The organism is Barnesiella sp. An22, assembly GCF_002159975.1.
Lineage (GTDB): Bacteria > Bacteroidota > Bacteroidia > Bacteroidales > Barnesiellaceae > Barnesiella > Barnesiella merdigallinarum.
On the sequence record NZ_NFJR01000006.1, the window covers coordinates 1 to 22,582 of the forward strand.

The 22,582-nt window shown below is 56.1% G+C and carries 19 protein-coding genes; 14 read left to right on the top strand and 5 right to left on the bottom strand.

Annotation, left to right across the window (positions count from 1 at the left end; genetic code table 11):
* Positions 1-134: 134 nt before the first annotated feature.
* The 4 genes from B5F38_RS14330 to B5F38_RS07510 form a co-directional block, all read right to left on the bottom strand.
* On the bottom strand, positions 135-2,753 hold the full coding sequence (locus B5F38_RS14330) for a leucine-rich repeat protein (RefSeq protein ID WP_087408672.1): 2,619 nt from the start codon (positions 2,751-2,753) through the stop codon (positions 135-137).
* A gap of 363 nt (positions 2,754-3,116) precedes the next feature.
* Complete coding sequence (locus tag B5F38_RS07500) at positions 3,117-3,884, bottom strand: TatD family hydrolase (protein WP_087408673.1); 768 nt, start codon at positions 3,882-3,884, stop codon at positions 3,117-3,119.
* A complete protein-coding gene (locus B5F38_RS07505) occupies positions 3,877-4,581 on the bottom strand; it encodes a hypothetical protein (RefSeq protein ID WP_087408674.1) in 705 nt (234 codons plus the stop codon). The genes B5F38_RS07500 and B5F38_RS07505 overlap by 8 nt, the downstream gene beginning before the upstream one ends.
* 31 nt (positions 4,582-4,612) lie before the next feature.
* Positions 4,613-5,587: a polyprenyl synthetase family protein gene (locus B5F38_RS07510; protein WP_087408675.1), complete on the bottom strand. Its 975-nt coding sequence runs from the start codon at positions 5,585-5,587 to the stop codon at positions 4,613-4,615.
* A 531-nt stretch (positions 5,588-6,118) separates the two neighbouring features.
* On the opposite strand from B5F38_RS07510, the gene porQ reads away from it, so the two are divergent.
* The 10 genes from porQ (at position 6,119) to trxA (ending at position 19,311) form a co-directional block, all read left to right on the top strand.
* On the top strand, positions 6,119-7,147 hold the full coding sequence (gene porQ / locus B5F38_RS07520; RefSeq protein WP_087408677.1) for a type IX secretion system protein PorQ: 1,029 nt from the start codon (positions 6,119-6,121) through the stop codon (positions 7,145-7,147).
* 9 nt (positions 7,148-7,156) lie between these two features.
* Entirely contained in the window at positions 7,157-7,858 is a 702-nt protein-coding gene (cmk, locus tag B5F38_RS07525) for a (d)CMP kinase (RefSeq protein WP_087408678.1), read from the top strand.
* 31 nt (positions 7,859-7,889) lie between these two features.
* The gene (locus B5F38_RS07530) at positions 7,890-8,783 is read left to right on the top strand and encodes a 4-hydroxy-3-methylbut-2-enyl diphosphate reductase (protein ID WP_087408679.1); all 894 of its coding nucleotides are present in this window, start codon (positions 7,890-7,892) and stop codon (positions 8,781-8,783) included.
* Between the two features lie 150 nt (positions 8,784-8,933).
* The gene (gene pfkA, locus B5F38_RS07535; RefSeq protein WP_087408680.1) at positions 8,934-9,914 is read left to right on the top strand and encodes a 6-phosphofructokinase; all 981 of its coding nucleotides are present in this window, start codon (positions 8,934-8,936) and stop codon (positions 9,912-9,914) included.
* Positions 9,915-10,229: 315 nt separating this feature from the next.
* A complete protein-coding gene (locus B5F38_RS07540; protein WP_087408681.1) occupies positions 10,230-10,898 on the top strand; it encodes a radical SAM mobile pair protein A in 669 nt (222 codons plus the stop codon).
* A complete protein-coding gene (locus B5F38_RS07545) occupies positions 10,895-11,779 on the top strand; it encodes a radical SAM mobile pair protein B (protein WP_087408682.1) in 885 nt (294 codons plus the stop codon). The genes B5F38_RS07540 and B5F38_RS07545 overlap by 4 nt, the downstream gene beginning before the upstream one ends.
* Before the next feature lie 187 nt (positions 11,780-11,966).
* Positions 11,967-14,207, top strand: a complete 2,241-nt coding sequence (locus B5F38_RS07550) for a RelA/SpoT family protein (protein WP_087408683.1) — start codon at positions 11,967-11,969, stop codon at positions 14,205-14,207.
* Between the two features lie 12 nt (positions 14,208-14,219).
* Complete coding sequence (locus B5F38_RS07555) at positions 14,220-16,379, top strand: HDIG domain-containing metalloprotein (protein ID WP_087408684.1); 2,160 nt, start codon at positions 14,220-14,222, stop codon at positions 16,377-16,379.
* Between the two features lie 187 nt (positions 16,380-16,566).
* Positions 16,567-18,606 (top strand): hypothetical protein, encoded by a 2,040-nt coding sequence (locus B5F38_RS07560; protein WP_087408685.1) that lies wholly within the window; start codon positions 16,567-16,569, stop codon positions 18,604-18,606.
* 234 nt (positions 18,607-18,840) lie between these two features.
* Positions 18,841-19,311 (top strand): thioredoxin, encoded by a 471-nt coding sequence (gene trxA, locus B5F38_RS07565; protein WP_087408686.1) that lies wholly within the window; start codon positions 18,841-18,843, stop codon positions 19,309-19,311.
* Between the two features lie 58 nt (positions 19,312-19,369).
* On the opposite strand, the gene B5F38_RS07570 is transcribed toward trxA, so the two are convergent.
* Positions 19,370-19,900 (bottom strand): 3'-5' exonuclease, encoded by a 531-nt coding sequence (locus tag B5F38_RS07570; RefSeq protein ID WP_087408687.1) that lies wholly within the window; start codon positions 19,898-19,900, stop codon positions 19,370-19,372.
* 138 nt (positions 19,901-20,038) lie between these two features.
* Between B5F38_RS07570 and B5F38_RS07575 the strand changes: the two genes are divergently transcribed.
* From B5F38_RS07575 to B5F38_RS07590, 4 genes are all read left to right on the top strand, one after another.
* Positions 20,039-20,722 carry a 5'-methylthioadenosine/adenosylhomocysteine nucleosidase gene (locus B5F38_RS07575; RefSeq protein ID WP_087408688.1) on the top strand — a complete coding sequence of 228 codons (684 nt, stop codon included), beginning with the start codon at positions 20,039-20,041 and terminating at the stop codon, positions 20,720-20,722.
* 30 nt (positions 20,723-20,752) lie between these two features.
* A complete protein-coding gene (locus tag B5F38_RS07580; RefSeq protein ID WP_087408689.1) occupies positions 20,753-21,241 on the top strand; it encodes an S-ribosylhomocysteine lyase in 489 nt (162 codons plus the stop codon).
* Positions 21,242-21,681: 440 nt separating this feature from the next.
* Complete coding sequence (locus B5F38_RS07585; protein WP_087408690.1) at positions 21,682-22,068, top strand: hypothetical protein; 387 nt, start codon at positions 21,682-21,684, stop codon at positions 22,066-22,068.
* A gap of 111 nt (positions 22,069-22,179) precedes the next feature.
* Positions 22,180-22,578: a hypothetical protein gene (locus B5F38_RS07590; protein WP_143240934.1), complete on the top strand. Its 399-nt coding sequence runs from the start codon at positions 22,180-22,182 to the stop codon at positions 22,576-22,578.
* Positions 22,579-22,582 lie beyond the last annotated feature (4 nt).

Here is a 22,582-nt window from a genome sequence, read left to right on the forward strand (position 1 = left end):
AGTAAACCAGCCCTTCCCGGAGACTTCCTGCTCCGGTAAAAAGTAATGTGGTCATCTTTTTCTATAATAAAACAAAGAGACCGCCCAAAATCTCTTTTGGGTCGGCCTCACTCCAATCAAAGGAATAAGGTTAATTATTTCACTACCACCTTTTGCGAGCGGTTGCTCGTGCGCACCACATAGACTCCCGCATCGGCAAGCTGCACGGTAGCGGCGTGGCCCTCATAAACCAGCTGCCCCGTGGCCGTATAGACCCGGTAGTCCCCATCGATATTCTCTACATGCAGCGTGCGATTTACCACATAGATATTCACACCGATCGACTGGGTCTCTACACCGGTAGCGACAGCCTCAAACTCGGCTACCAAGTCAATCAACCCGGTGACAACCACCGTGCGCGGATTCTCGGTATTCCCGTCGTTCCACCGGGCAAAGCGGTAACCCTCCTGGGGAATAGCCGTCAGTATGGCCGTCACACCACCCATCGCATCGTCAATCGAGCTGACCGTCAACCGACCCGAGGCCGAGAACTCGGCCATGAGCGATACATCTTCGGTCACCGTAATCTGGCGTGGATTCTCCATGTTGCCGTCGCTCCACTGTACAAAGCAATAGCCACTGGCCGGTATGGCGGCCAAAGTAACCACGGTACCTTCGGCATACTCACCACCGCCCATGACGGACCCCATCGACTCGTCCGACGAATAGCCCTCGACCGTATACAAAGCTACACCCGTTTCCTGAATATCGGTGAAATTGCGCCAGTATTTGGCCGCCTGATATTTCGACTTACACCCGGCCGGTACATAGAGCGGCATACCGTAGTCGTCGAAGGTATTCGACCAAATCTCGGGCGGTGTAACCGCATGAATCGTTACCGTCTCCAACCGATTACACCCGGCAAAGACAGCCTCTTTTATACTTGCGACCGACTTGGGTATTATCACAGAAGTCAAACCAATCATATTCAAACAAAGAGAATCGGGAATCTGCTCCACACCGTCGCCAAAAGTAAATGATGTGATTGTATTTTTGCTGTCGCTAAAAGGTTCATTACAATCGACACAGGCTCGAGCATTCCAAGTAATCGTGGTCAAACCTGTACATCCCGAGAAGGCACTTACTCCAATACTCGTCACCGACTCGGGAATCGTAATAGCCGTTAAGCCACTCATTCCCGAACAAATCTTTTGAGGTATCTTCTCTACCTGATTCCCAAAAATAAACGTCGATATATTATCACAATCATTGAAAACATAAACAAAATTACTGCTTTTATAAGCCCGAGCATTCCACGTGACAGAGGTTAACCCCACACATCCCTCGAAAGCTCTACTACCGATAATAGTAACCAACTCAGGAATTGTAACCGTGGTCAAACCCGTACAGTTTTGAAATGAGCGATTTCCAATATTCGTTACAGATTGACCAATTGTAATTGCAGTCAAGCCCGTACAACCCGAGAATGCGTCATCTCCAATTTCCTCTACCTGATCGGGAATCGTGATTGAGGCTAATCCCGTACAGCCCGAAAATGCGTCATCACCAATCCACTCTACCTGATTGGGAATCGTAATTGAGGTCAAATTACAACACTGATAGAAGGCCTCATACCCGATACTCGTCACCGACTCGGGTAGCGTAATTGAGGTCAAGCCCGTACAACCCGAGAATGCGACATCTCCAATTTCCTCTACCTGATCGGGAATCGTGATTGAGGCTAATCCCGTACAGCCCGAGAAGGCTCCTCTACCTATACTCGTCACCGCCTCGGGTAGCGTAATTGTGGTTAATTCCTTACAGCCCAAGAAAGCATAATCACCGATACTCGTTAACGACTCGGATAGCGTAATTGTGGTTAACCCCGTACAACCTGAGAATGCATTGCTACCGATACTTGTTACCGACTCAGGTAGCGTAATTGAAGTCAGACCACTACAATCCTCAAAAGCCCTGCTACCAATACTCGTTAACGACTCGGGTAGCGTGATTGTGGTCAAACCACTCATTCCTTGACAAAGGTAATCGGGTATCTGCTCTACCTGGTCGCCAAAAGTAAAGGTCGTTATTCTTGTATAGTTATCGCCAAAAAGATTGCTAACGCTACTACATGCCCGGGCATTCCAAGTAACAGAGGTTAACCCCGTACAACCTGAGAATGCATTTCTACCAATACTCGTTAACGACTCGGGTAGCGTGATTGTGGTCAAACCCGTACAACCCTCAAAAGCACGATTACCGATACTCGTTAACGACTCAGGTAGCGTAATTGAAGTCAAGCCACTCATTCCTTGACAAAGGTAATCGGGTATCTGCTCTACGCTATCGCCAAAAGTAAAAGTCGTTATGGTATTATTATAGTTCTCGCCAAAAAGATAGTCTCCACTACCACAAGCACGAGCATTCCATACCATCGAAGTCAACCCTGTACAATCCACGAAAGCATAACTACCAATCCACCTTACTGACTCGGGTAGCGTAATTGAGGTTAACCTCGTACAGCTCGAGAAAGCATTATCATCGATAATCGTTACCGGATAAGTCTTTCCTTCATAAGTAACCGATGCCGGAATAACCACATCGCCCGAATAAGAGCCATTCGAAACATATCCACCCGATTCATTGGTAACCGTAACTTCCTCGCCATTGATTTCATAATAGATTCCATCTACTTGAAAATCATACGCACTTGCCGGGAATACACCCCATAAAGTGACCATGAACAGAAGCCACCCCGATAAATAAGATTTCATAGCATCATATTTTCTGTCACTCTGCCCCCTGGAGTAGACATTTAAAAAAACGAAAGCGTAGGGAACATTTTTACCCTCTTGAATCGAGTAATACGCTTTTATAGAATTATTTCGCAAAATTAAGGTATTAATTGCTAAAACAGGTCAACCGGGCGTGTTTTTTTCATTCTTTCGCAATAAGATGCAAATGATTCCTGTCGATATTCCGTGGATTCCGCATCACGGTGCGGAATGACTCTCCCCGTCACCCCGCACAACGATGCGGGGTCCAGGAGGTGAATGAGTGGGAAATGACTCCTGCATGTATACTTATTTGCCGGTATTTTCTGGATTCCGCATCACGGTGCGGAATGACTCGTCGTATCACCACTCCCCGAACAGGCGGAAGGCATTGGCCGTGGTAGCCGCCTCGACCTCGACAAGCGTCACGCCCAGAATATCGGCTATGCGCTGGGCCATGCGAGGCAGATACGACGGCTCATTGCGCTTGCCCCGGTAGGGCACGGGGGCCAGATAGGGAGCATCTGTCTCGAGCAGGAGGCGGTCGATGCCTACCTCGCGCACCATCTCTTCGAGGTGGGCGTTCTTGAAGGTGACGATGCCGTTTATACCGAAGTAGTAGTCGCCCAACGTGCGCAGGGTACGCACCTCGTCGGCCGTGCCAGTGAAGCTGTGGAATACCCCCCGGAACGACGGCACCCGCCCCGACTGCAACAGCGCCACCATCTCGGCAAAGGCATCGCGGCAGTGGATAATCACGGGCAGGTCGAGCTCGACGGCCCAACCCGTCTGCACGACAAAAGCCTCCTCCTGCTCCCGGGCGAACGTCTTGTCCCAATAGAGGTCGAGACCGATTTCGCCCACGGCACAATAGTCGCCGGCCAGCAGCAACCGGTGCGTCTGGTCGAGCCGCTCGCGATAGTCGGCATCGACCGAGGTGGGGTGCAACCCCATGGCCATGCGGCAATAGCCGGGGTAAAGGTCGTGGGTGGCCTGCATGGCCGCTACCGTATCGAGGTCGACATTGGGCAGTATCACCCGCTCCACACCTGCCTCGCGGGCACGGCGCACCACTTCAGCGCGGTCTTCGTCAAACTCTTCGAGATAAATATGGGTATGTGTATCAATCATTTTCGGGTCGTTTTTCGCCGCTCCGGTAATAGTAGACGATGCCGTAGGTCTGGCAGCGGGCCAACCGCTCGGCCGGCGGAAGTGCGGCATAATAGGCTTCCACCTGGTTCCAGAGGTTGAGAATGATTCGGTCGGCCTCCTCGCGCAGCACATCGAGCCCCGACTGCGAGCGGGTAGTGTTGAGCTTGTAGTTCTGCTGCTCGCGGTAGGCATCCTTGAAAATATCGTAGTGCACCGAAACCTTGGCAATCGTAGGGTTGTAGATGGGTGCCCCTCCGTGCGAAAGCCGCTCGCGCTCCCCCTCGATCAGGCGTTCGCCCCACATGAGGATATGCTTCTCGCTCGTGAGGTCGGGCACGGCAAAGTCGTCGGGGTCGAGGCCGTAGAAGAGCTTGTGCTCCTTGCGCACCTCGTTGCGGACCACCGCCAGGTTGAGCACCTGGATGAAGTGCGAGATGTAGAGCCGCGCCGTCTTCAGATGCTCCTGATACCGACGGTTGGCCTCGGCCTGGGCCGTATAGCAATACTGAAACTGCTCTACGGCACTCTTGAAGCGCCGCAACAGGACCCGCGCCTCGTTCAGGGTCTTGTACGAAGCCGCCTGATGCTCCACATCACAGGCGTGCTCCATCGCCACCGCCTTCTCGAGGGCGGCGATGCGGGCTTTGTCGGTATTGGGCAATCGGCGGTATGGCATGACGATACGGGGATTTCGGTAAAAAGGTGAATCAATGGTCTCGTTTGATAAGCGACCGGGCCAGGTCGTACAACGGCTGTTTGGCGGCCTCGGGCACGGCAATCTGCTGCAACGCCTCGATGGCCCGACGGCTGTAGTCGTCGACCTGTTGCAGACACAGTTCGCCCACGCCCAGACGGTTGTAGAGGGCGGTCACGGCCGCAATCTTCCCGGCCGGGTCGTAATCGGTAGCCGACAGCCAGCGCGACAGCTCCCCGGCATCGGTACCCTGGGCTCTGCGCTGGGCATTGATGAGCATGTAGGTCTTCTTGTTGTTGAGAATATCGCCGCCTATCTTCTTGCCGAAACGGGCCGGGTCGCCATAGACATCGAGCCAGTCGTCCTGCAACTGGAAGGCCAGCCCCAGCGATTCGCCGAAGCGGTAGATGCGGTCGGCATCGTCGGCCCCCGCGCCGCCTATGATGGCGCCAATCTTCAGGGCACCGCCCAGCAATACGGCCGTCTTGAGGCGTATCATCTCGATGTATTCGGCCTCGGTCACATCGTCGCGGCTTTCAAACTCCATGTCGAACTGCTGCCCCTCACAAATCTCGAGGGCCGTCTTCAGGAACCAGTCGATGACAGCCGCCGTGTGCGGAGCCGGTGTGCGGGCTATATAGCGGAAGGCGATAATCTGCATGGCATCGCCCGAGAGAATGGCCGTATTCTCGTCCCACACCTTGTGTACCGTAGGCTTGCCCCGGCGCACATCGGCCTTGTCCATCACGTCGTCATGCAGGAGGGTGAAGTTGTGAAACACCTCCAGCCCCACGGCGGCATCGATGGCCCGACGGCAATCGCCGCCAAACATCTCGCAGGCCAGCAACGCCAACAACGGGCGCACCCGCTTGCCCCCCAGCGACAATTCGTAACGCACCGGCGCATACAGCCCGTCGGGCGACGGGGCATACTCTATCTGAGACAGGGCACTCTCTATCGTGTCGAAATATTTTTGCAAACCTTCCATAAATTTTCTTTTCCGATTTTTGATGTTTTACATAGAATGGAGGTCAAATTTAATCATTTCTGTCGAGTCGAACAAGCGGGAGCCCGATAAGTTTACCCACAAACCGCCGGGGCGATATACTTTATTCTCCTTTTTTGCGTTATTAAACCGTGGGGAACCGCTTACCCCGGTTCCTTTACAGGAAGATAGAGGACGGCCCGAGACAGAAAATATTCGAAACCAGTTTCGATATTTCATTTTCCCCTCGCCTCTCGCTATCTTTGTTATACGAAAACAGGAGGCGGCCCTGTCAAACTTGAAAACAGGTTTTCCGTTTGCCTTGGCTCTCGCCTTTCACTATCTTTCCAGAAGAAAGGAGGCGGCTCGGCCCTGTCAAACTTGAAAAACAAGTTTTTCCGTTTGCCTCGGCTCTCGCCTTTCACTATCTTTCCAGAAGAAAGGAGGCGGCTCGGCCCTGTCAAACTTGAAAAACAAGTTTTTCCGTTTGCCTCGGCTCTCGCCTTTCACTATCTTTGCACGCCGAAAAGAATTATGAGATACGCGCTTCGATACATATCGGTACTGCTGGCACTGGTCATCTGCCTGACCGGGCGGGGACAGGAGGGGACAAGCTCGTTCGACTTCCTCAACATCCCCACCTCCACCCACGCCTACGCGCTGGGCGGCACCAACATATCGGTTATCGACGAAGACATCAACCTCGTCAACCAGAACCCCGCCCTGCTGGGGCCCGAATCGGACCTGCAACTGGGACTCAACTACATGAAGTATGTGGGCGGCATCAACCTGGCCGGGGTCACCTTCGGCAAGGCGGCCAGCGAACGCAGCGCCTGGGCGGCCGGTATCCAGTACTACGGCTACGGCAAGATGAAGAGCGCCGACGAGACGGGCGTCATCACCGGCGAGTTTTCGCCCAAAGACATCGTCTTCAACGGCATCTACTCGCACGACATCACCTCCACGCTGCGCGGCGGCGTCAACGCCAAGGTCATCTACTCCTCCTACGAGCAATACACCTCGTGGGCCCTGGCCGTAGATCTGGGCCTCAACTACTACAACGCCGACAACGACCTGTCGCTCTCGCTCGTGGCCCGCAACCTGGGAGGCCAGATCAAGCGCTACAACGAGACCTTCGAACGCATGCCCTTCGACCTGCAACTCGGTTACACCCAGAGTCTCGAGCATGCCCCCATACGCATCTCGGTCACGGCCCGCAACCTCACCCGCTGGAAGCTGCCCTACCCGACCATCGAGAACAGCGCCTACACCGGCAACTCCGATATTGTCGAGAAGAGCGGCTTTGCCGACAACCTCTTCCGCCACCTCATCTTCGGCGTGGAGTTCCTGCCCACCGACCGCCTCTACTTCGGGGTGGGATACAACTACAAGACCCGCACCGACATGAAGACGGCCAGCCGCAACTTCCTCTCGGGATTCAGCATCGGCGGCGGCATCAAGGTGCGCATGTTCGGCCTCGGCATAGCCCTGGCCCAGCAACACACGGGAGCCACCACCCTCATGGTGAACCTCTCGCTCAACCTCTTTGAATTCAAAAAATAGCAATCATCTATGGATAAACCTCGTATCACCATCGCCATCGACGGATTTTCGTCTTGCGGCAAAAGCACCATGGCCAAGGCCTTGGCCCGCCGCATCGGCTACATCTATATCGACAGCGGCGCCATGTACCGCGCCGTCACCCTCTACTGCCTCGACCACAACCTCATCGACGGCGACACCGTCGACACCGAAGCGCTGCGGTCGCGCATGGACGACATCCACATCGACTTCCGCCCCGACCCCGCCTCGGGCAAGACCCACACCTTCCTCAACGGCCGGGACGTGGAGCAGGAGATTCGCTCCATGCGGGTATCGGACAAGGTGAGCCCCGTGAGCGCCATCCCCTTCGTACGCACCGCCATGGTGGCCGCCCAGCAGAAGATGGGCGAACGCAAGGGCATCGTCATGGACGGCCGCGACATCGGTACCACCGTATTCCCCCACGCCGAGCTGAAGATATTCGTCACCGCCTCGGCCGAGACCCGCGCCCAACGCCGGGTCGACGAGCTGCAAGCCAAAGGCGTGGCCGTCGATTTCGACGAAGTGGTGGCCAACATCAACAAGCGCGACCACATAGACCAGACCCGCCAGGAGAGTCCCCTGCGCCGGGCCGATGACGCCATCCTGCTCGACAACTCGCACATGACCCTCGACGAGCAGGACGCCTGGCTGCTGGCCCGATACGAAGAGGCCGTAGCCAAACAACAATAACCCCCGACCCAAACGAAAGGAGAGAGACAAGATGGCACGCATAGAAATCGACGAACACTCGGGATTCTGCTTCGGAGTAGTCACCGCCATACGCAAGGCCGAGGAGGAGCTCGACCGCACCGGTCACCTCTACTGTCTGGGCGACATCGTCCACAACAGCAACGAGGTGGAGCGGCTCAAGGCCAAGGGGCTCATCACCATCGACCACGAGCAGCTCAAGCAACTGCACGACGTGAAGGTGCTGCTGCGCGCCCACGGCGAGCCTCCCGAAACCTACCGCATCGCCGCCGAGAACCACATCGAGATTATCGACGCCACCTGCCCCGTGGTGCTGCAACTGCAACGCAAGATAAAGACCGCCTACGACTCCAACCCGCCCGGCGAGGCCCAAATCGTCATCTACGGGAAAAACGGGCACGCCGAGGTGAACGGCCTGGTGGGCCAGACCCACGGCGAGGCCGTTGTCATCGAGGGCAGCAACGACCTCGACAAAATCGATCTCGACAAAAAGTTGCTCCTCTACTCGCAGACCACCAAGTCGGTCGAGGGCTTCCGCCACATCGTCGACGAAATCAAGCACTTGAAACCCGACGGCCGTTTCGAGTCGTTCGACACCATCTGCCGACAGGTAGCCAACCGCATCCCCAACATCCGCGAGTTTGCCCGGCGCCACGACCTCGTGCTCTTCGTCTGCGGCAAAAAGAGCTCCAACGGCCGCGTGCTCTTCGGCGAGTGCCTGCAGGTCAACCCCCAGTCGCACCTGGTCTCCGACCTCTCCGAAATCGACCCCGCCTGGCTCGAGGGGAAAGAGAGCATCGGCATCTGCGGCGCCACCTCAACCCCCCGCTGGCTGATGACCGAAGTGCAGGACTATGTAGCCCGCCTGCTCGACGGGAAAGAGAGCGGGAAAACTGCCGACAAATAAGACGCGAACCTCACAAGCAAATGACATTCTACCCCACCGAATAAAAAATCGGCCCGGGGGTAAACATTTATTTACAACTATCGTTAACTATTCAGCATCGGTAATTCGATTTTTATCTTTATCTTTGCCAACAACTAAACATTACAGGTTATGTCGCAAATTAAATGTATAGGTATTTTGACTTCCGGAGGCGATGCTCCCGGAATGAATGCGGCTATTCGCGCGGTAACCCGTGCAGCCATCTACAACGGATTTGAGGTAAAAGGTATTTACAGAGGTTACAAAGGTCTGATCACCGACGAAATAGCTCCTTTCAAAACGCAAAATGTAAGTAACATCATACAGCAGGGCGGTACCATCCTGAAGACAGCCCGCTGCCAGGAATTCAAAACTCCCGAAGGCCGTAAGATTGCCTACGACACCCTTGTCAAAGAGGGCATCGACGCACTTGTAGTCATCGGCGGCGACGGTACCCTCACCGGTGCCCGCATCTTTGCCACCGAATACAACTACCCCATCGTGGGTCTGCCCGGTACCATCGACAACGACCTCTTCGGTACCGACACCACCATCGGTTACGACACGGCTCTCAACACCATCATGGAGGCCGTCGACAAGATTCGCGACACGGCCACCTCGCACGAGCGCCTCTTCTTCATCGAGGTCATGGGCCGCGATGCCGGTTTCCTCGCCCTCAACGGTGCCATCGCTACCGGTGCCGAGGCTGCCATCATCCCCGAGATTTCGACCGAGGTCGACCAACTCGAAGAACTCATCAAAAACGGATTCCGCAAATCGAAAAACAGTAGTATCGTACTCGTGGCCGAAAGCCCCATCACGGGCGGTGCCATGCACCTGGCCGAGCGCGTACAGAAAGAGTATCCGCAATACGACGTGCGCGTTACCATTCTGGGCCACATCCAGCGCGGTGGTTCGCCCACGGCCCACGACCGCATCCTGGCCAGCCGCATGGGTGCCGCAGCCATCGACGCCCTGCTCGAGGACCAGCGCAACGTCATGATCGGTATCCGCAACAACGAAATCGAATACATCCCCTTCAACAAGGCTATCAAGAACGACAAGCCCATCGACCGCGAGCTGCTCAACACCCTGCGCAAGCTCTCGATCTGATACCGGGCAAGGAGCTTTAACAAAGATAAAACAAGCGAGAGAAAAGGAGGCCGGAACGCTGTCCTCCCCCTCTCACCCTCATCCATACCGAGGCCTGTCGGGCAACCGCCCGACGGGCCTTTGTTTTTGTGTGCCGCAAGACTGGTACCCATGGTGCACAACCGACTGAAGCCGATTCATCGGAGCCCCGCCCCTATCTGCCCCACCGCTGCCGACTTATCAAAATGGTACATTTTCATTCGGTTTGGGTATGAGACAATCGGTCCCGGTTTCCGTACTTTGCAACCGACAGCAAACCTGTAAAAGCGACGAGCCATGAGCCACTGTATCAAATCGTTTATCCAGAACCTGAATATCGTCATCGGGTGTACCATCGGATGCAGCTATTGCTATGCCCGCAACAATTGCCGGCGCTTCCATATCACGGACGACTTTTCCGTACCCGAATACATGAGCCGCAAGCTGCGGCTGCTCGACAATCCCCGCCCGCACAACTTCCTGCTCACCGGTATGAGCGACTTCTCCGACTGGCACCCCGAGTGGACCGACGAAATATTCGACCGCATAGCCCGTAATCCGCAGCACGCCTGCCTCTTCCTCACCAAACACCCCGAACGGATAAACTTCCACACCGACCTCGACAACGTATGGATGGGAGTCACCGTCACCTGCGAGGCCGAGAAGAGACGCATCGCCGACCTGCGCCGGCACATCGGGGCCCGTCACTACCACGTCACCTTCGAACCCCTCTTCGGCGACATACCCGACCTCGACCTCGAGGGCATCGACTGGGTGGTCATCGGTACCGAAACCGGGCGGCGCAAGGGAAAAATCGAGGCAAATCCCCAATGGATAGCCCACATTGCCAACCAGGCCAAAGCCTGCGGGATACCCCTGGTTATGAAGGAAGAACTCGTCCCGATCATTGGCGAAGAGAAGATGATTCAAGAATTACCGCAATCGTTTATACACCAAAGACTATGAACACAGAACCCGAAATCAGAGAAATCGAAGTACGCAGCATCATGACCCAGTCGACCCTCCCGGTCGGCGGCTATTCGGTCAATCCCTACGTAGGTTGCACCCATGCCTGCCGGTACTGCTACGCCTCCTTTATGAAACGGTTTACGAAACACCCCGAACCCTGGGGCTCGTTTCTCGACGTGAAAACATGGGACCCTATCAAGAACCCCGGCAAGTACAACGGCAGCCGCATCGTCATCGGCTCGGTGACCGACGGCTACAACCCGCAGGAGGCCACCTTCCGCCGCACGCGGCGCATCCTCGAGGAGCTGCGCGGCTGTACGGCCGAAATCATGGTCTGCACCAAATCCGACCTCGTCTTGCGCGACCTCGACCTGCTCAAGCAATTCCCCAAAACCACCGTATCGTGGTCGATCAATACACTGGACGAGGAGTTCAGGGCCGACATGGACCACGCCGCCACCATCGCCCGCCGCATCGAGGCCATGAAACAGACCTACGCCGCCGGCATCCGCACCGTCTGTTTCATCTCGCCTATCTTCCCGGGTATCACCGACGTGAAGGCCATCATCGAGCAAGTGAAAGATTTTGCCGACCTCATCTGGCTCGAGAACCTCAACCTGCGCGGACAGTTCAAAGGCAGCATCATGAGCTACATACGGGAGAAGTATCCCCACCTGCTGCCCCTCTACGAAGAGATTTACAACCGCAAGCGCACCGATTACTGGAAAGGTCTCGAGGCCGACATCGCCCAATATGCCCGCCAGCACGACTATCCCTACCGCATAAACGACCTGCCATACGGCCGCTCGCAACAGGGAAAACCGGTTATCGTCAACTATTTCTACCACGAGAAAATACGACTCGACAAGGGTAAATAACCGCCCGACTGTCACAGGCCGGACAACCACCGAACCACCCCTTACCAGGCAGGCATCCTCCTCATGGTAAGGGGTTTGTAGTATTCGGCAGGGATTTTAAGCAGAACCGCTCGGCAAAATATAAAATTTATTTGCATTTACAGTCGACATCCTTTATCTTTGTCTATCTCACTAAGATCTCAAAGTTATGGAACCGTCCGACCAAGCATACACCAACGAAGAGCAACTGATCGAAGATAAATTCCAGGAACTGCTCAATGGCTATCTCAACTCCAACCACCGCAAGAAAGTCGAGATTATCGAGCGTGCATTCAAGTTTGCCAAAGAGGCCCACAAGGGTATCCGCCGCCGTTCGGGCGAGCCTTACATCCTCCACCCCATTGCCGTGGCCCGCATCGTGAGCCAGGAGATAGGGCTGGGCTCCACCTCGATATGCGCCGCTCTGCTCCACGACGTGGTCGAAGACACGGAGTATACGGTCGAAGACATCGAAAACCACTTCGGCAAAAAGATAGCCTCGATTGTCGACGGGCTCACCAAGATTTCGGGCGGTATCTTCGGCGACCAGGCATCGGCCCAGGCCGAGAACTTCCGCCGGCTGCTGCTCACCATGTCGGAAGACATCCGCGTCATCCTCATCAAGATGGCCGACCGCCTGCACAACATGCGCACCCTCGGCTCCATGCTCCCCAGCAAGCAATACAAGATTGCCGGCGAAACGCTCTACATCTACGCTCCGCTGGCTCACCGCCTGGGACTCTTTGCCATCAAGACCGAACTCGAAGACCTCGCTTTCAAATATGAACACCCCGAGGCCTACAACCAGATAAAACAGAAGATTGCCGAGACCGAAGAGTCGCGCCAGCAAATCTACAACAACTTTGCCAAGCCCATCGTCGCCAAGCTCAAGGAGCTGGGATTCGACTTCGAGATGAAGGCCCGCGTCAAATCCATCTACTCCATCTGGAACAAGATGGAGTCGAAGCACATCCCCTTCGAGGAGGTCTATGACCTCTACGCCGTGCGCATCATCTTCAAGTGCCCCAACGAGGCCGACGAGAAGAAGGAGTGCTGGACCATCTACTCGGTCATCACCGACATCTACAAGCTGCATCCCGAGCGCACGCGCGACTGGGTGAGCCGCCCCAAGGCCAACGGCTACAAGGCCCTGCACCTCACCGTCATGGGCCCCGACGGCAACTGGATCGAGGTACAGATACGCAGCGAGAAGATGGACGAAATCGCCGAGCGCGGTTTCGCCGCCCACTGGAAGTACAAGGTAGGCAACTCCGACGAAGAGTCGGAGCTCGACATCTGGCTCAAGACCATCAAGGACATACTCGAGCACCCCGAACCCAACGCCATCGACTTCCTCGATACCATCAAGCTCAACCTCTTCAGTACCGAGATATTTGTCTTCACCCCCAAGGGCGACCTCATCACCCTGCCCAAGGATGCCACGGCCCTCGACCTGGCCTTCACCCTGCACTCCGACCTGGGGTTCCACTGCATCGCCGCCAAGGTGAACCACCGCCTCGTACCGCTGAGCCAGAAGCTGCACAGCGGCGACCAGGTCGAGATTCTTACCTCCAAGTCGCAGACTCCCAAGGAGGAGTGGCTCAACCTCGTCACCACCGCCAAAGCCCGCAGCCGACTCCTGGCCGCCCTGCGTAAGGACCGGCGCAAGATTATCGCCAAGGGCGAGGCCCAGCTGAAAGAGTTTCTCGAGAGCAACCACATCGAGCTCAACAACGAGCTGATGACCAAGATACTGAGCAATCTGGGGTTGCAACATCGCGACGACCTCCTCTTCAAGATCGGCAACGAAGAGATTACCCTCAACGAGAACATCAAGAAAATCATCAAGGGCAAGAGTCTGAACCCCTTCATGCGATACCTCAAGCTCTCGTTCGGCAACAGCAACAAGAACGAGCAACCCAAGGCTCCGGCCCCGCAACAGCCCACCATCGACCGCAAGCAGACCTATATCCTGCGCGACGAGAACGGCGTGAAGAACTACAAGGTGGCCGACTGCTGCTGCCCCATACCCGGCGACGATGTGCTGGGCTATGTCGAGGACGACGAGACGGTTGTGGTGCACAAGCGCGAGTGCCCCGTGGCCATGCGCCTCAAGTCGAGCTTCGGCCCCCGCCTGGTATCGACCCGGTGGGAGGCCAGCGAGGCACTCTCCTTCCCCGCCAAAATCGAGATACAGGGCATCGACCGCATGGGTATCCTCAACGAGATTACCCGCGTCATCTCCAACGAGTTGATGATCGATATGAGAGGCTTGTCCATACAAGCCAACGAAGGCGTGTTCAACGGCACGGTCAACATCATGGTGCACGACACCCGCGTAGTCGAGTCGCTGTGCAACAAGTTACGTAAAATCAAAGGCGTACAGAAGGCTGCACGCTGCAAAGAATAACCCCTTAAAATCATGGATCAATCCCGTATACAAAAGATTCTGTCGAGCAAACGCGTGCTGCAGTTTGTCTTTTTCATAGCCGCAGTTACCCTGGTAACCTATTTCTTCCCCGGCGAGGGGAAATTCCGCTACTCCTTCCAGGAGGGCAAGCCTTGGAAATACGGCCTGCTCACCGCCCCCTTCGACTTCCCCATCTACAAAGACGAGGCCGTCATCCAGCAAGAGAAAGACAGCATCATGCTCGGCTTTCAGCCGGTATTTTCATTCAACGAAGCCATAGGTGCCAAATCGACCGCCGACTTCGAGAAGTCGCTCACCAGCCGCCCCGGCCTCACCATTACGCCAGCCCTACGCCGAAACCTGGTACAAGCCCTGCGCGAAACCTACCACAAGGGCATCATCTCGTCCGACGACTACACCCGGCTGCAATCGGGAACCACCAAAGAGATACGCATCGTACAGAACAACGTAGCCCGCGAAATGCCCGTGGCCGAACTGCAGTCGCCCCGCGAAGCCTACGAGAACATCATCAACCGCTTCCCCGACTCCTATTCGCACCATGTGCTGCAAAACTGCAACCTCAACGACTACCTCAACACCAACATCACCTTCGACAGCATCACCACCGACCGGCTCAAGGATAACCTGCTGCAACGCATCGCCCTCTCCGACGGCATCGTGCAGGCCGGCGAACGCATCGTAGACCGGGGCGAAATCATCACCCCGCAAACCTACCGCATACTCAAGTCGCTCGAGACCGTATCGCTCAAGAAGAGTACCGGCAACGACCACCGGGGCTACACCATCGTGGGACAGATTATCGTCTTCGCCTGCCTCTTTGCCTTCTTCTACCTCTTCCTGGCCCTCTTCCGGCCCCAGACCTTCAACGAGATGCGCACCCTCGGGTTTATGATGATGCTCATCACGGGTATCTCGCTCATCGCCTTCTTCCTCTCCGAAGTGCGAGTTCAGGGCATATACCTCGTGCCCTTTGCCATCATACCCATCATTGTCGTCACCTTCTTCGACTCCCGCACGGCCCTCTACGTACACCTCATCACCGTACTCATCTGCGCCTTCACCGCCCCCTTTGCGCTCGAGTTCATCTTCCTGCAGCTCATCGTGGGCATGACCGCCATCGACAGCCTCAGCGACCTGTCGCGACGGTCGCAACTCATGCGCTGCGCCGTGCTCGTCTTCCTGGCCTACTGCTTTGCCTACGTAGGCTACACGCTCCTCTCCGAGGGCGACCTGTCGAAGATCAGCTACAACATGTTCATCTACTTCGGCATCAACTGCGTGTTCCTGCTCTTCGCCTACCTGCTCATCTACATCTTCGAGAAGACCTTCGGATTCATCTCTACCGTTACGCTGGTCGAGCTCTCCGACGTGAACAACCCCATACTGCGCCAGCTCTCCGAAGAGTGCCCCGGCACCTTCCAGCACTCGCTGCAGATCTCGAACCTGGCAGCCGAAGCGGCCAACAAAATCGGGGCCAAGGCCCAACTGGTACGTACCGGCGCCCTCTATCACGACATCGGCAAACTGAAGAACCCCGCCTTCTTCACCGAAAACCAGTCGGGATTCAACCCCCACACGCCCCTCTCGTTCGAGCAGAGCGCACAGATTGTCATCTCGCACGTCGTCGACGGCCTCAAGATGGCCGACAAACAGGGACTGCCCCAGGCCATCAAAGACTTCATCGCCACTCACCACGGCAAAGGCAAGGCCAAGTTCTTCTACAACTCCTACCGCAACAAATACCCCGACCGCCCCGTCGACGAGTCGAAATTTACCTATCCCGGTCCCAACCCCTTCACCAAGGAGACGGGTATCCTCATGATGGCCGATGCCGTCGAAGCCGCCTCGCGCAGCCTTAAGGAGTATACCAACGAGAGCATCTCGCAACTCGTCAACCGCATCATCGACTCGCAGATTGCCGACGGCCTGCTGCGCGATACGCCCCTCAGTTTCCGCGATGTGGAGACCATCAAGGCTACCTTCATCGAGAAGCTCAAGACCATCTACCACACCCGCATCAGCTACCCCGAGCTCAACAAGCCCGAGAAGCCTCGCGAGGAGAAGCCGGCCGAGAGTCCCGCCGAGGCCCCTGCTCCTGGAAACCCGACTCCCGAAAGCCAACCGGGGGCCGATACCCCTGCCACGAAATAAGGCAACTCACATAAACCCGAGACCTTTGCTCTCGGGCAAAAGGAAACCCGGCGTTTCTTCCGCCGGGTTTCCTTTTATCCACCTCTCCCGGGCAGAACCCGCTCAAGCCCCCTCGCCACCACCTTTTATTACCCTGCCATAAACCCGGGGGCTGGCGATATTTCTTTTGCAGAAAATAGCGAAAGAGATGGCGATTGTACAACACGACGAAACGATAACGGTTGAAGCCAACCGACTGAGAAATGAGAAACTGAAACGATACTATTCACCCGAAACCGGCGAGGGGAGCGACACAGGCGACCGCCGTCCGATACGGCTCGCCGACGCTCCGCTGCCCCTCCAGTATATCCCGGCTGCCATGTTCGACGAACCGCTGGTGCAGCAGCTTGCCCGGGCGGGCAGTCTGGCCGGACATCTGCGGCAGCAGGGGGTCGAGGTACCCGACGGCTGCTCCACCCCGGCGGTCGACGGCGAGAAAGAGGAGGGCGACCTCTCGCCCTTCGATACCCTCTGGCGCGAGTGGATACGGCTGCGCATCCGTTACGATTTCGAGTTCTGGGCCTTCTGCTTCGTGCGCATCAAAGACAAGCTGGGCGCCAACGACATCCCCTTCAGGCTCAACCGCCCGCAACGCCGCATCCTGGGCATGCTCGAGGCGATGCGCACACACGACCGCCCCATCCGCCTCATCCTCCTCAAGGCCCGCCAGTGGGGCGGCTCCACCCTCATACAGATTTACATGGCCTGGATACAGCTGGTGCACCGCCGCAACTGGAACAGCGTGATTTGCGCCCATATCAAGGAGTCGGCCGCCAACATCAAGGGCATGTACAGCAAGCTGCTGGCCAACTACCCCGACTGGCTGCTCGAGGGGGGCAGACCCAAATTCCGCCCCTTCGAGCGCATGGCCAACACCTCGGTCATCGTCGGGCGCGACTGCCGGGTCACCATCGGCTCGGCCGAGAGCCAGGAGTCGGTGCGGGGCATCGATGCCGCCATGGCCCACCTCTCCGAGGTTGCCTTCTGGCGCAACAGCCGTATGAAGTCGCCCGAGCAGCTGGTGCGCTCGGTCTGCGGCTCCATCATGCTGCTCCCCTACTCGATGGTGGTGATGGAGAGCACGGCCAACGGCACCGGCTCCTACTTTCACCAGGAGTGCGAGCGGGCCAAGCGGCACGAGAGCGACAAGCAGTTTGCCTTTGTCCCCTGGTTCGAAATCGAGATGTATGCCATACCCGTCGACGATTACGAGTCGCTCATCGCCACTCTCACCGACTACGAGCGCATGCTCTGGAGTCGAGGCGCCACCCTCGAGGCCATCGCCTGGTACCGGCAGAAACGCAAGGAGTATGCCCGCCACACCGACATGATGGCCGAGTATCCCAGCGACGACATCGAGGCCTTCTGCTACTCGGGCGAACGGGTATTCGACCCTACGCTGGTCGAAAAGTTGCGGCGCGGCTGCTGCGCTCCCCGATTCGTGGGCGACATCCACGGCCGCGAGCTCACCGGCCACGATGCCCTCGAGGGTATCGAACTGGAGGTCCGCCCCGGCGGACCGCTACAGGTGTGGGAATACCCGGCCGAGAAGCACGAGATTCGCGACCGCTACCTGGCCGTAGTCGACATCGGCGGCCGCTCCGACGCGGCCGACTACTCGGTCATCGCCATATTCGACCGCTACTGGATGCTCGAGGGGGGACCGGCCGAGGTGGTGGCCCAGTGGCGCGGACACATCGACCACGACCTGCTCGCCTGGAAGGCCGCCCAACTGGCCGCCTACTACCAGAATGCCCTGCTGGTCATCGAGAGCAACACCCTCGAGACCGAACACGACGACAGCGAACACTCGGCCTACCTGCTCGACACACTGTCGCGCTACTACGACAACCTCTACGCCCGGCAGGCTCCCCCCGACAGCATCGGGCAGCGCCCCTCCTCGCGCTGGGGATTCCACATGAACCGCGCCACCAAGGTGCTGGTCATCGACGCACAGCGGTCGGCCCTGCGCGAAGGGGCCTACATCGAGCACGACGCACAGGCCTGCTACGAGCACGACGTGTTCGAGCGCAAACCCAACGGCAGCTACGGAGCCATGGAGGGGCACCACGACGACATCCTCATCACCCGCTGCATAGGCAACTACATCTGCAGCCGCGACCTGCCGTCGTATATCCTCCCCACCACCCACCGGGGCGGCTCCATCGTCAACGAGTCGTCGATATAGTCCGCCCGACTCGCCGGCCCCGTCGCGGCCCGCCATCGGCCTCCTTACGCTCCGTAAGAAACCCTAATAATCTGAAAAATAGCTCCTCCGCCTGCGGCTTTCTGTGACAAACCTCGTATCTTTGTCGCCGGAAAGTCACGACGGGGGAGCGCGGCTTTTCCCCACCTGCCCGACGGCTTGGCCCGGGGCAGCAGCACCTCCGCCCGATGTCAAACACGCAACCCGATACTCATTATGAACGTAAAACACCTGTTGGGAATAACCCTCGCCTGCCTGCCCTTTTTCTTTGCCTGCCAGGCCAAGGAGCAACCGGCCCAACCCGAAAAGAGCGCAAAAGTACAAACCGTAAAACCCCGCCACCTGACCAAGGCCGAGTTCCTCGCCAAGGTGGCCAACTTCGAGAAGACCCCCGACCGCTGGGAGTTCCTGGGCGCCCGCCCCTGCATTGTCGACTTCTACGCCACATGGTGCGGACCCTGCCGCAAGCTGGCCCCCATACTCGAGGAGATAGCTACCGAATATGCCGGACAGATCGATGTCTATAAAATCGATGTCGACAAGGAACCGCAGTTGGCCGCCATCTTCGGGGTGCAAAGCATCCCCACCCTCCTCTTCTGCCCCATGAAGGACCAGCCCCAGATTGCAGCCGGACTCATGGACAAGGAGACCCTGCAACGAGCCATCAAAGAGGTGTTGCTTCCGTAAGGATGAGATAAGGGAAAGTCAATCGATTGAGCTTCGAAAGGAGCAAAAGGCCCCACTACTACCGAAGGCGCGGCTGTACGTCGTCGTCCGGCCACAACCGCATGGCAATGCGGGCACAACCCTCGGCATCGGCCAACGCGTTGTGATGGTGGTCGAAGGGGATACCCAGATAGGCACACACCGTGGGCAGCCGATAGTTCTCGATGGCCGTGCGCGGAATCACCCGCCGCGCCTGCGTGAGGGTGCAGAGGAAATTGCCATACACATAGTCGATGCCATACATGCGGCAGGTCGCCCGCAGCACCCGTTCGTCGAAAGCCTTGTTGTGCGCCACCAGCCGCAGCCCCTCGACCAGCGGCGACACCTCGCGCCACACCTGCCCGAAGTTGGGAGCATGGCAGGTATCGGCGGGGAAGATACCGTGAATCTCCTCCGAAAAACGGCGCACATAGTAGTCGGGCTCGGGGCACACCAGCCGATGCACCCGGTGCGTCACCTCGCCCCCGCGCACCACCACAAGCCCCACCGAGCAGATGCTCGTGGGTTCGTAATTGGCAGTCTCGAAATCTATGGCGACAAAATCTTTCATCGGTAAAAATATCCGGTGGCAAAAGTACGGAAAATTCCGGTGAAATCTTCACATCGCCCCGCGACGGTGAATTTCGCCACACAAATTTTGCGGTATGTGAGAATACCCCTACCTTTGCTCGAAAGAGAAAACAAGAAGATGAAAATAGGAATTATCGTAGCCATGCAGAGCGAGCTCGATTGCGTGCGTCGCCTGCTGGAAAATCCCCGCGAAGAGCGCTACGGCGCTTCGCTCTTTACCATAGGCACGAACGGTGCCCACGAGTTGATACTCACCCAGAGCGGCATCGGCAAGGTATCGTCGGCCATTCGGGCCTACGAGCTCATCGACCGCTACCACCCCGACTGCGTGCTCAACACCGGCGTGGCCGGCGGCATAGACGCCTCGATGCGAGTGATGGATATTGTCGTCGGGGCCGAGATTGTCTACCACGACGTGTGGTGTGGCGAAGGCAACGCCTGGGGACAGATACAGGGGCTGCCGCCCCGGTTCCACAGCGACCCGGCACTGGTCGAGAAGGCTCTGCAGGTAGAGACCTCGCTGCGCATCTACAAGGGGCTGGTATGCAGCGGCGACCGCTTCATCACCGACCCGGTCGAACTCTCCGAAATCAAGGCCCTCTTCCCCGAAGGCATGGCCGTCGACATGGAGTCGGGCTCCATTGCCCAGGTATGCTGCATGCGCGGTATCCCCTTCCTGAGCTTCCGCATCATCAGCGACACCCCGGGCATCGAGGGTCACCTGGCCCAATACAACCACTTCTGGGACGATGCCCCCCACCGCTCGTTCGAGGTGCTCACCAGCCTCATCGCCAAACTGTAATACATATCAATCCCTAATACATAACCCGATATGAAAAAGATACCCAGTTTTACCATAGACCACATTCACCTGCTGCGCGGCATCTACGTCTCGCGCAAGGATTATCTGGGCGACCACGTAGTCACCACCTTCGACATCCGCATGAAAGAGCCCAACCGCGAGCCCGCCATCGGCTACGGAGCCCTGCACACCATCGAACACCTGGCTGCCACCTTCCTGCGCAACCACCCGGTATGGGGCGACAAAATCGTATTCTGGGGGCCCATGGGCTGCTGCACCGGCAACTACTTTCTGGTGCAGGGCGACCTTGAGTCGCGCGACATCGTCGACCTCATGCGCGAGACCTTCCGCTTCATCCGCGACTTCGAGGGCGAGGTACCCGGCGCCGCTCCCCGCGACTGCGGCAACTACCTGCTGCACGACCTGCCCATGGCCCGCTGGGAAGCCGACAAATACCTGCGCGAGGTACTCGACGTAATCGAGGAGAAAAATCTCGTCTACCCGACGGTAGAGGAATAAAATAGCAATCGCATTTTTTTGATTTTGTCATAAATCAACATATATTTGCAAAGGCTCAAAAAGCTAAACAATTAGTCTTTTGAGCAGACATACGAACGGAAGCGTTTTTTAGATATTACTTTGTTCAAGAAAATCGCCAAATTTTCAAAACCGTACAGAGTAATACAACAGAACGCTCACGCCTTTGATATAGTCATATATCAATATAGGCGTGGGGCTGTTGTTTATTTGTATGGTGGGTGTTTGGCGATACCTCTTGAACAGATAAACTTTAAACAGTCTCCACGCTTTCCTTTTTTATTAACAGGCTAAATCTGGGGACTATTAGCACAAATAAACACGAAGCCTATGAAACAACTATAAAATCGCCAAATCGGAACAAAAAGGGGAAATCTATTCCAAAGACCTCAATTTTAATCATTTTCATAATAATACAATAGATGAAAAAGATACAGATTCTATTATTATGCTGCGGCCTGTTATTTTCAATATCGTGTAGCAGCTATAAATACGGAGCCAGCGCAGAGCCGACTCAAAAAAGTAATCTCACTTTTGGTGTTGTAAAATCAAAAATCATAAAAGGGAGTACTACTCAAGCCGAGATATTAGAAATCTTTGGAGCACCCAACCTGGTGTCGAAAAACAAATCGAACAACGAGGTATGGAGCTACAACAAAATGAGTACCGTAAACAAACAAGGAGGTACCGATTTCCTATTTGGAGCAAGAGCGTCACAAAGTAGCAGTGCTCAATCTTTCGACTTAATCATCACATTCGATTCCAACGATATAGTTTTAGACTATTCAGTGGTCTCAACCAGTTATTAACTCTAAAATTTTTACACAATGAAAAAATATATCGTCTTTTTACCTATTTTATTTATACTCATGTCGTGCGGAACCTCCAAACCGGCACTTTCACCTGCAGAGATAAAGTTGATGACCACTAAGCAATTCGAGGCCGATTACAACCTCGTTTTCGGTTCAGCCATTTCTCTGCTCCAATCCGAGGGCTTCTTGATAAACAGTACTGATAAAGAATCGGGACTCATTACCGCCAGCAAACAGATTGATAATAAGAATGCCGATTGGCAAATGGCTCTTTTGGGTAGTGCTACCGAAGCCTCTACTTCGCAAGCCTCTTTCTTCATTCAACCGCTTAACGACAACTTGACCGAGGTTAAGTTTACACTCTATGAAGGTAGTGTCACCTCAACTCTCAATCAATTCAGCAAGAGCACCCGAAACAAGAACAGCATGGTCGAAGACCCCACCATCTATGCCAACTGGTTCAACAACTTGCGTAGTGAAATCGAAAGGAGAAAAGCCCTTATGTAATAAG

What these genes read in the sequence shown, in the direction of transcription:
- B5F38_RS07570 (WP_087408687.1), bottom strand. Translation starts at nt 19,900, where the DNA reads ATGAAAGATTTTGTCGCCATAGATTTCGAGACTGCCAATTACGAACCC.
- B5F38_RS07530 (WP_087408679.1), top strand. Translation starts at nt 7,890, where the DNA reads ATGGCACGCATAGAAATCGACGAACACTCGGGATTCTGCTTCGGAGTA.
- B5F38_RS14330 (WP_087408672.1), bottom strand. Translation starts at nt 2,753, where the DNA reads ATGAAATCTTATTTATCGGGGTGGCTTCTGTTCATGGTCACTTTATGG.
- B5F38_RS07550 (WP_087408683.1), top strand. Translation starts at nt 11,967, where the DNA reads ATGGAACCGTCCGACCAAGCATACACCAACGAAGAGCAACTGATCGAA.
- cmk (WP_087408678.1), top strand. Translation starts at nt 7,157, where the DNA reads ATGGATAAACCTCGTATCACCATCGCCATCGACGGATTTTCGTCTTGC.
- B5F38_RS07540 (WP_087408681.1), top strand. Translation starts at nt 10,230, where the DNA reads ATGAGCCACTGTATCAAATCGTTTATCCAGAACCTGAATATCGTCATC.
- B5F38_RS07590 (WP_143240934.1), top strand. Translation starts at nt 22,180, where the DNA reads ATGACCACTAAGCAATTCGAGGCCGATTACAACCTCGTTTTCGGTTCA.
- B5F38_RS07585 (WP_087408690.1), top strand. Translation starts at nt 21,682, where the DNA reads ATGAAAAAGATACAGATTCTATTATTATGCTGCGGCCTGTTATTTTCA.
- B5F38_RS07575 (WP_087408688.1), top strand. Translation starts at nt 20,039, where the DNA reads ATGAAAATAGGAATTATCGTAGCCATGCAGAGCGAGCTCGATTGCGTG.
- pfkA (WP_087408680.1), top strand. Translation starts at nt 8,934, where the DNA reads ATGTCGCAAATTAAATGTATAGGTATTTTGACTTCCGGAGGCGATGCT.
- B5F38_RS07545 (WP_087408682.1), top strand. Translation starts at nt 10,895, where the DNA reads ATGAACACAGAACCCGAAATCAGAGAAATCGAAGTACGCAGCATCATG.
- trxA (WP_087408686.1), top strand. Translation starts at nt 18,841, where the DNA reads ATGAACGTAAAACACCTGTTGGGAATAACCCTCGCCTGCCTGCCCTTT.
- B5F38_RS07555 (WP_087408684.1), top strand. Translation starts at nt 14,220, where the DNA reads ATGGATCAATCCCGTATACAAAAGATTCTGTCGAGCAAACGCGTGCTG.
- B5F38_RS07560 (WP_087408685.1), top strand. Translation starts at nt 16,567, where the DNA reads ATGGCGATTGTACAACACGACGAAACGATAACGGTTGAAGCCAACCGA.
- B5F38_RS07500 (WP_087408673.1), bottom strand. Translation starts at nt 3,884, where the DNA reads ATGATTGATACACATACCCATATTTATCTCGAAGAGTTTGACGAAGAC.
- B5F38_RS07505 (WP_087408674.1), bottom strand. Translation starts at nt 4,581, where the DNA reads ATGCCATACCGCCGATTGCCCAATACCGACAAAGCCCGCATCGCCGCC.
- porQ (WP_087408677.1), top strand. Translation starts at nt 6,119, where the DNA reads ATGAGATACGCGCTTCGATACATATCGGTACTGCTGGCACTGGTCATC.
- B5F38_RS07510 (WP_087408675.1), bottom strand. Translation starts at nt 5,587, where the DNA reads ATGGAAGGTTTGCAAAAATATTTCGACACGATAGAGAGTGCCCTGTCT.
- B5F38_RS07580 (WP_087408689.1), top strand. Translation starts at nt 20,753, where the DNA reads ATGAAAAAGATACCCAGTTTTACCATAGACCACATTCACCTGCTGCGC.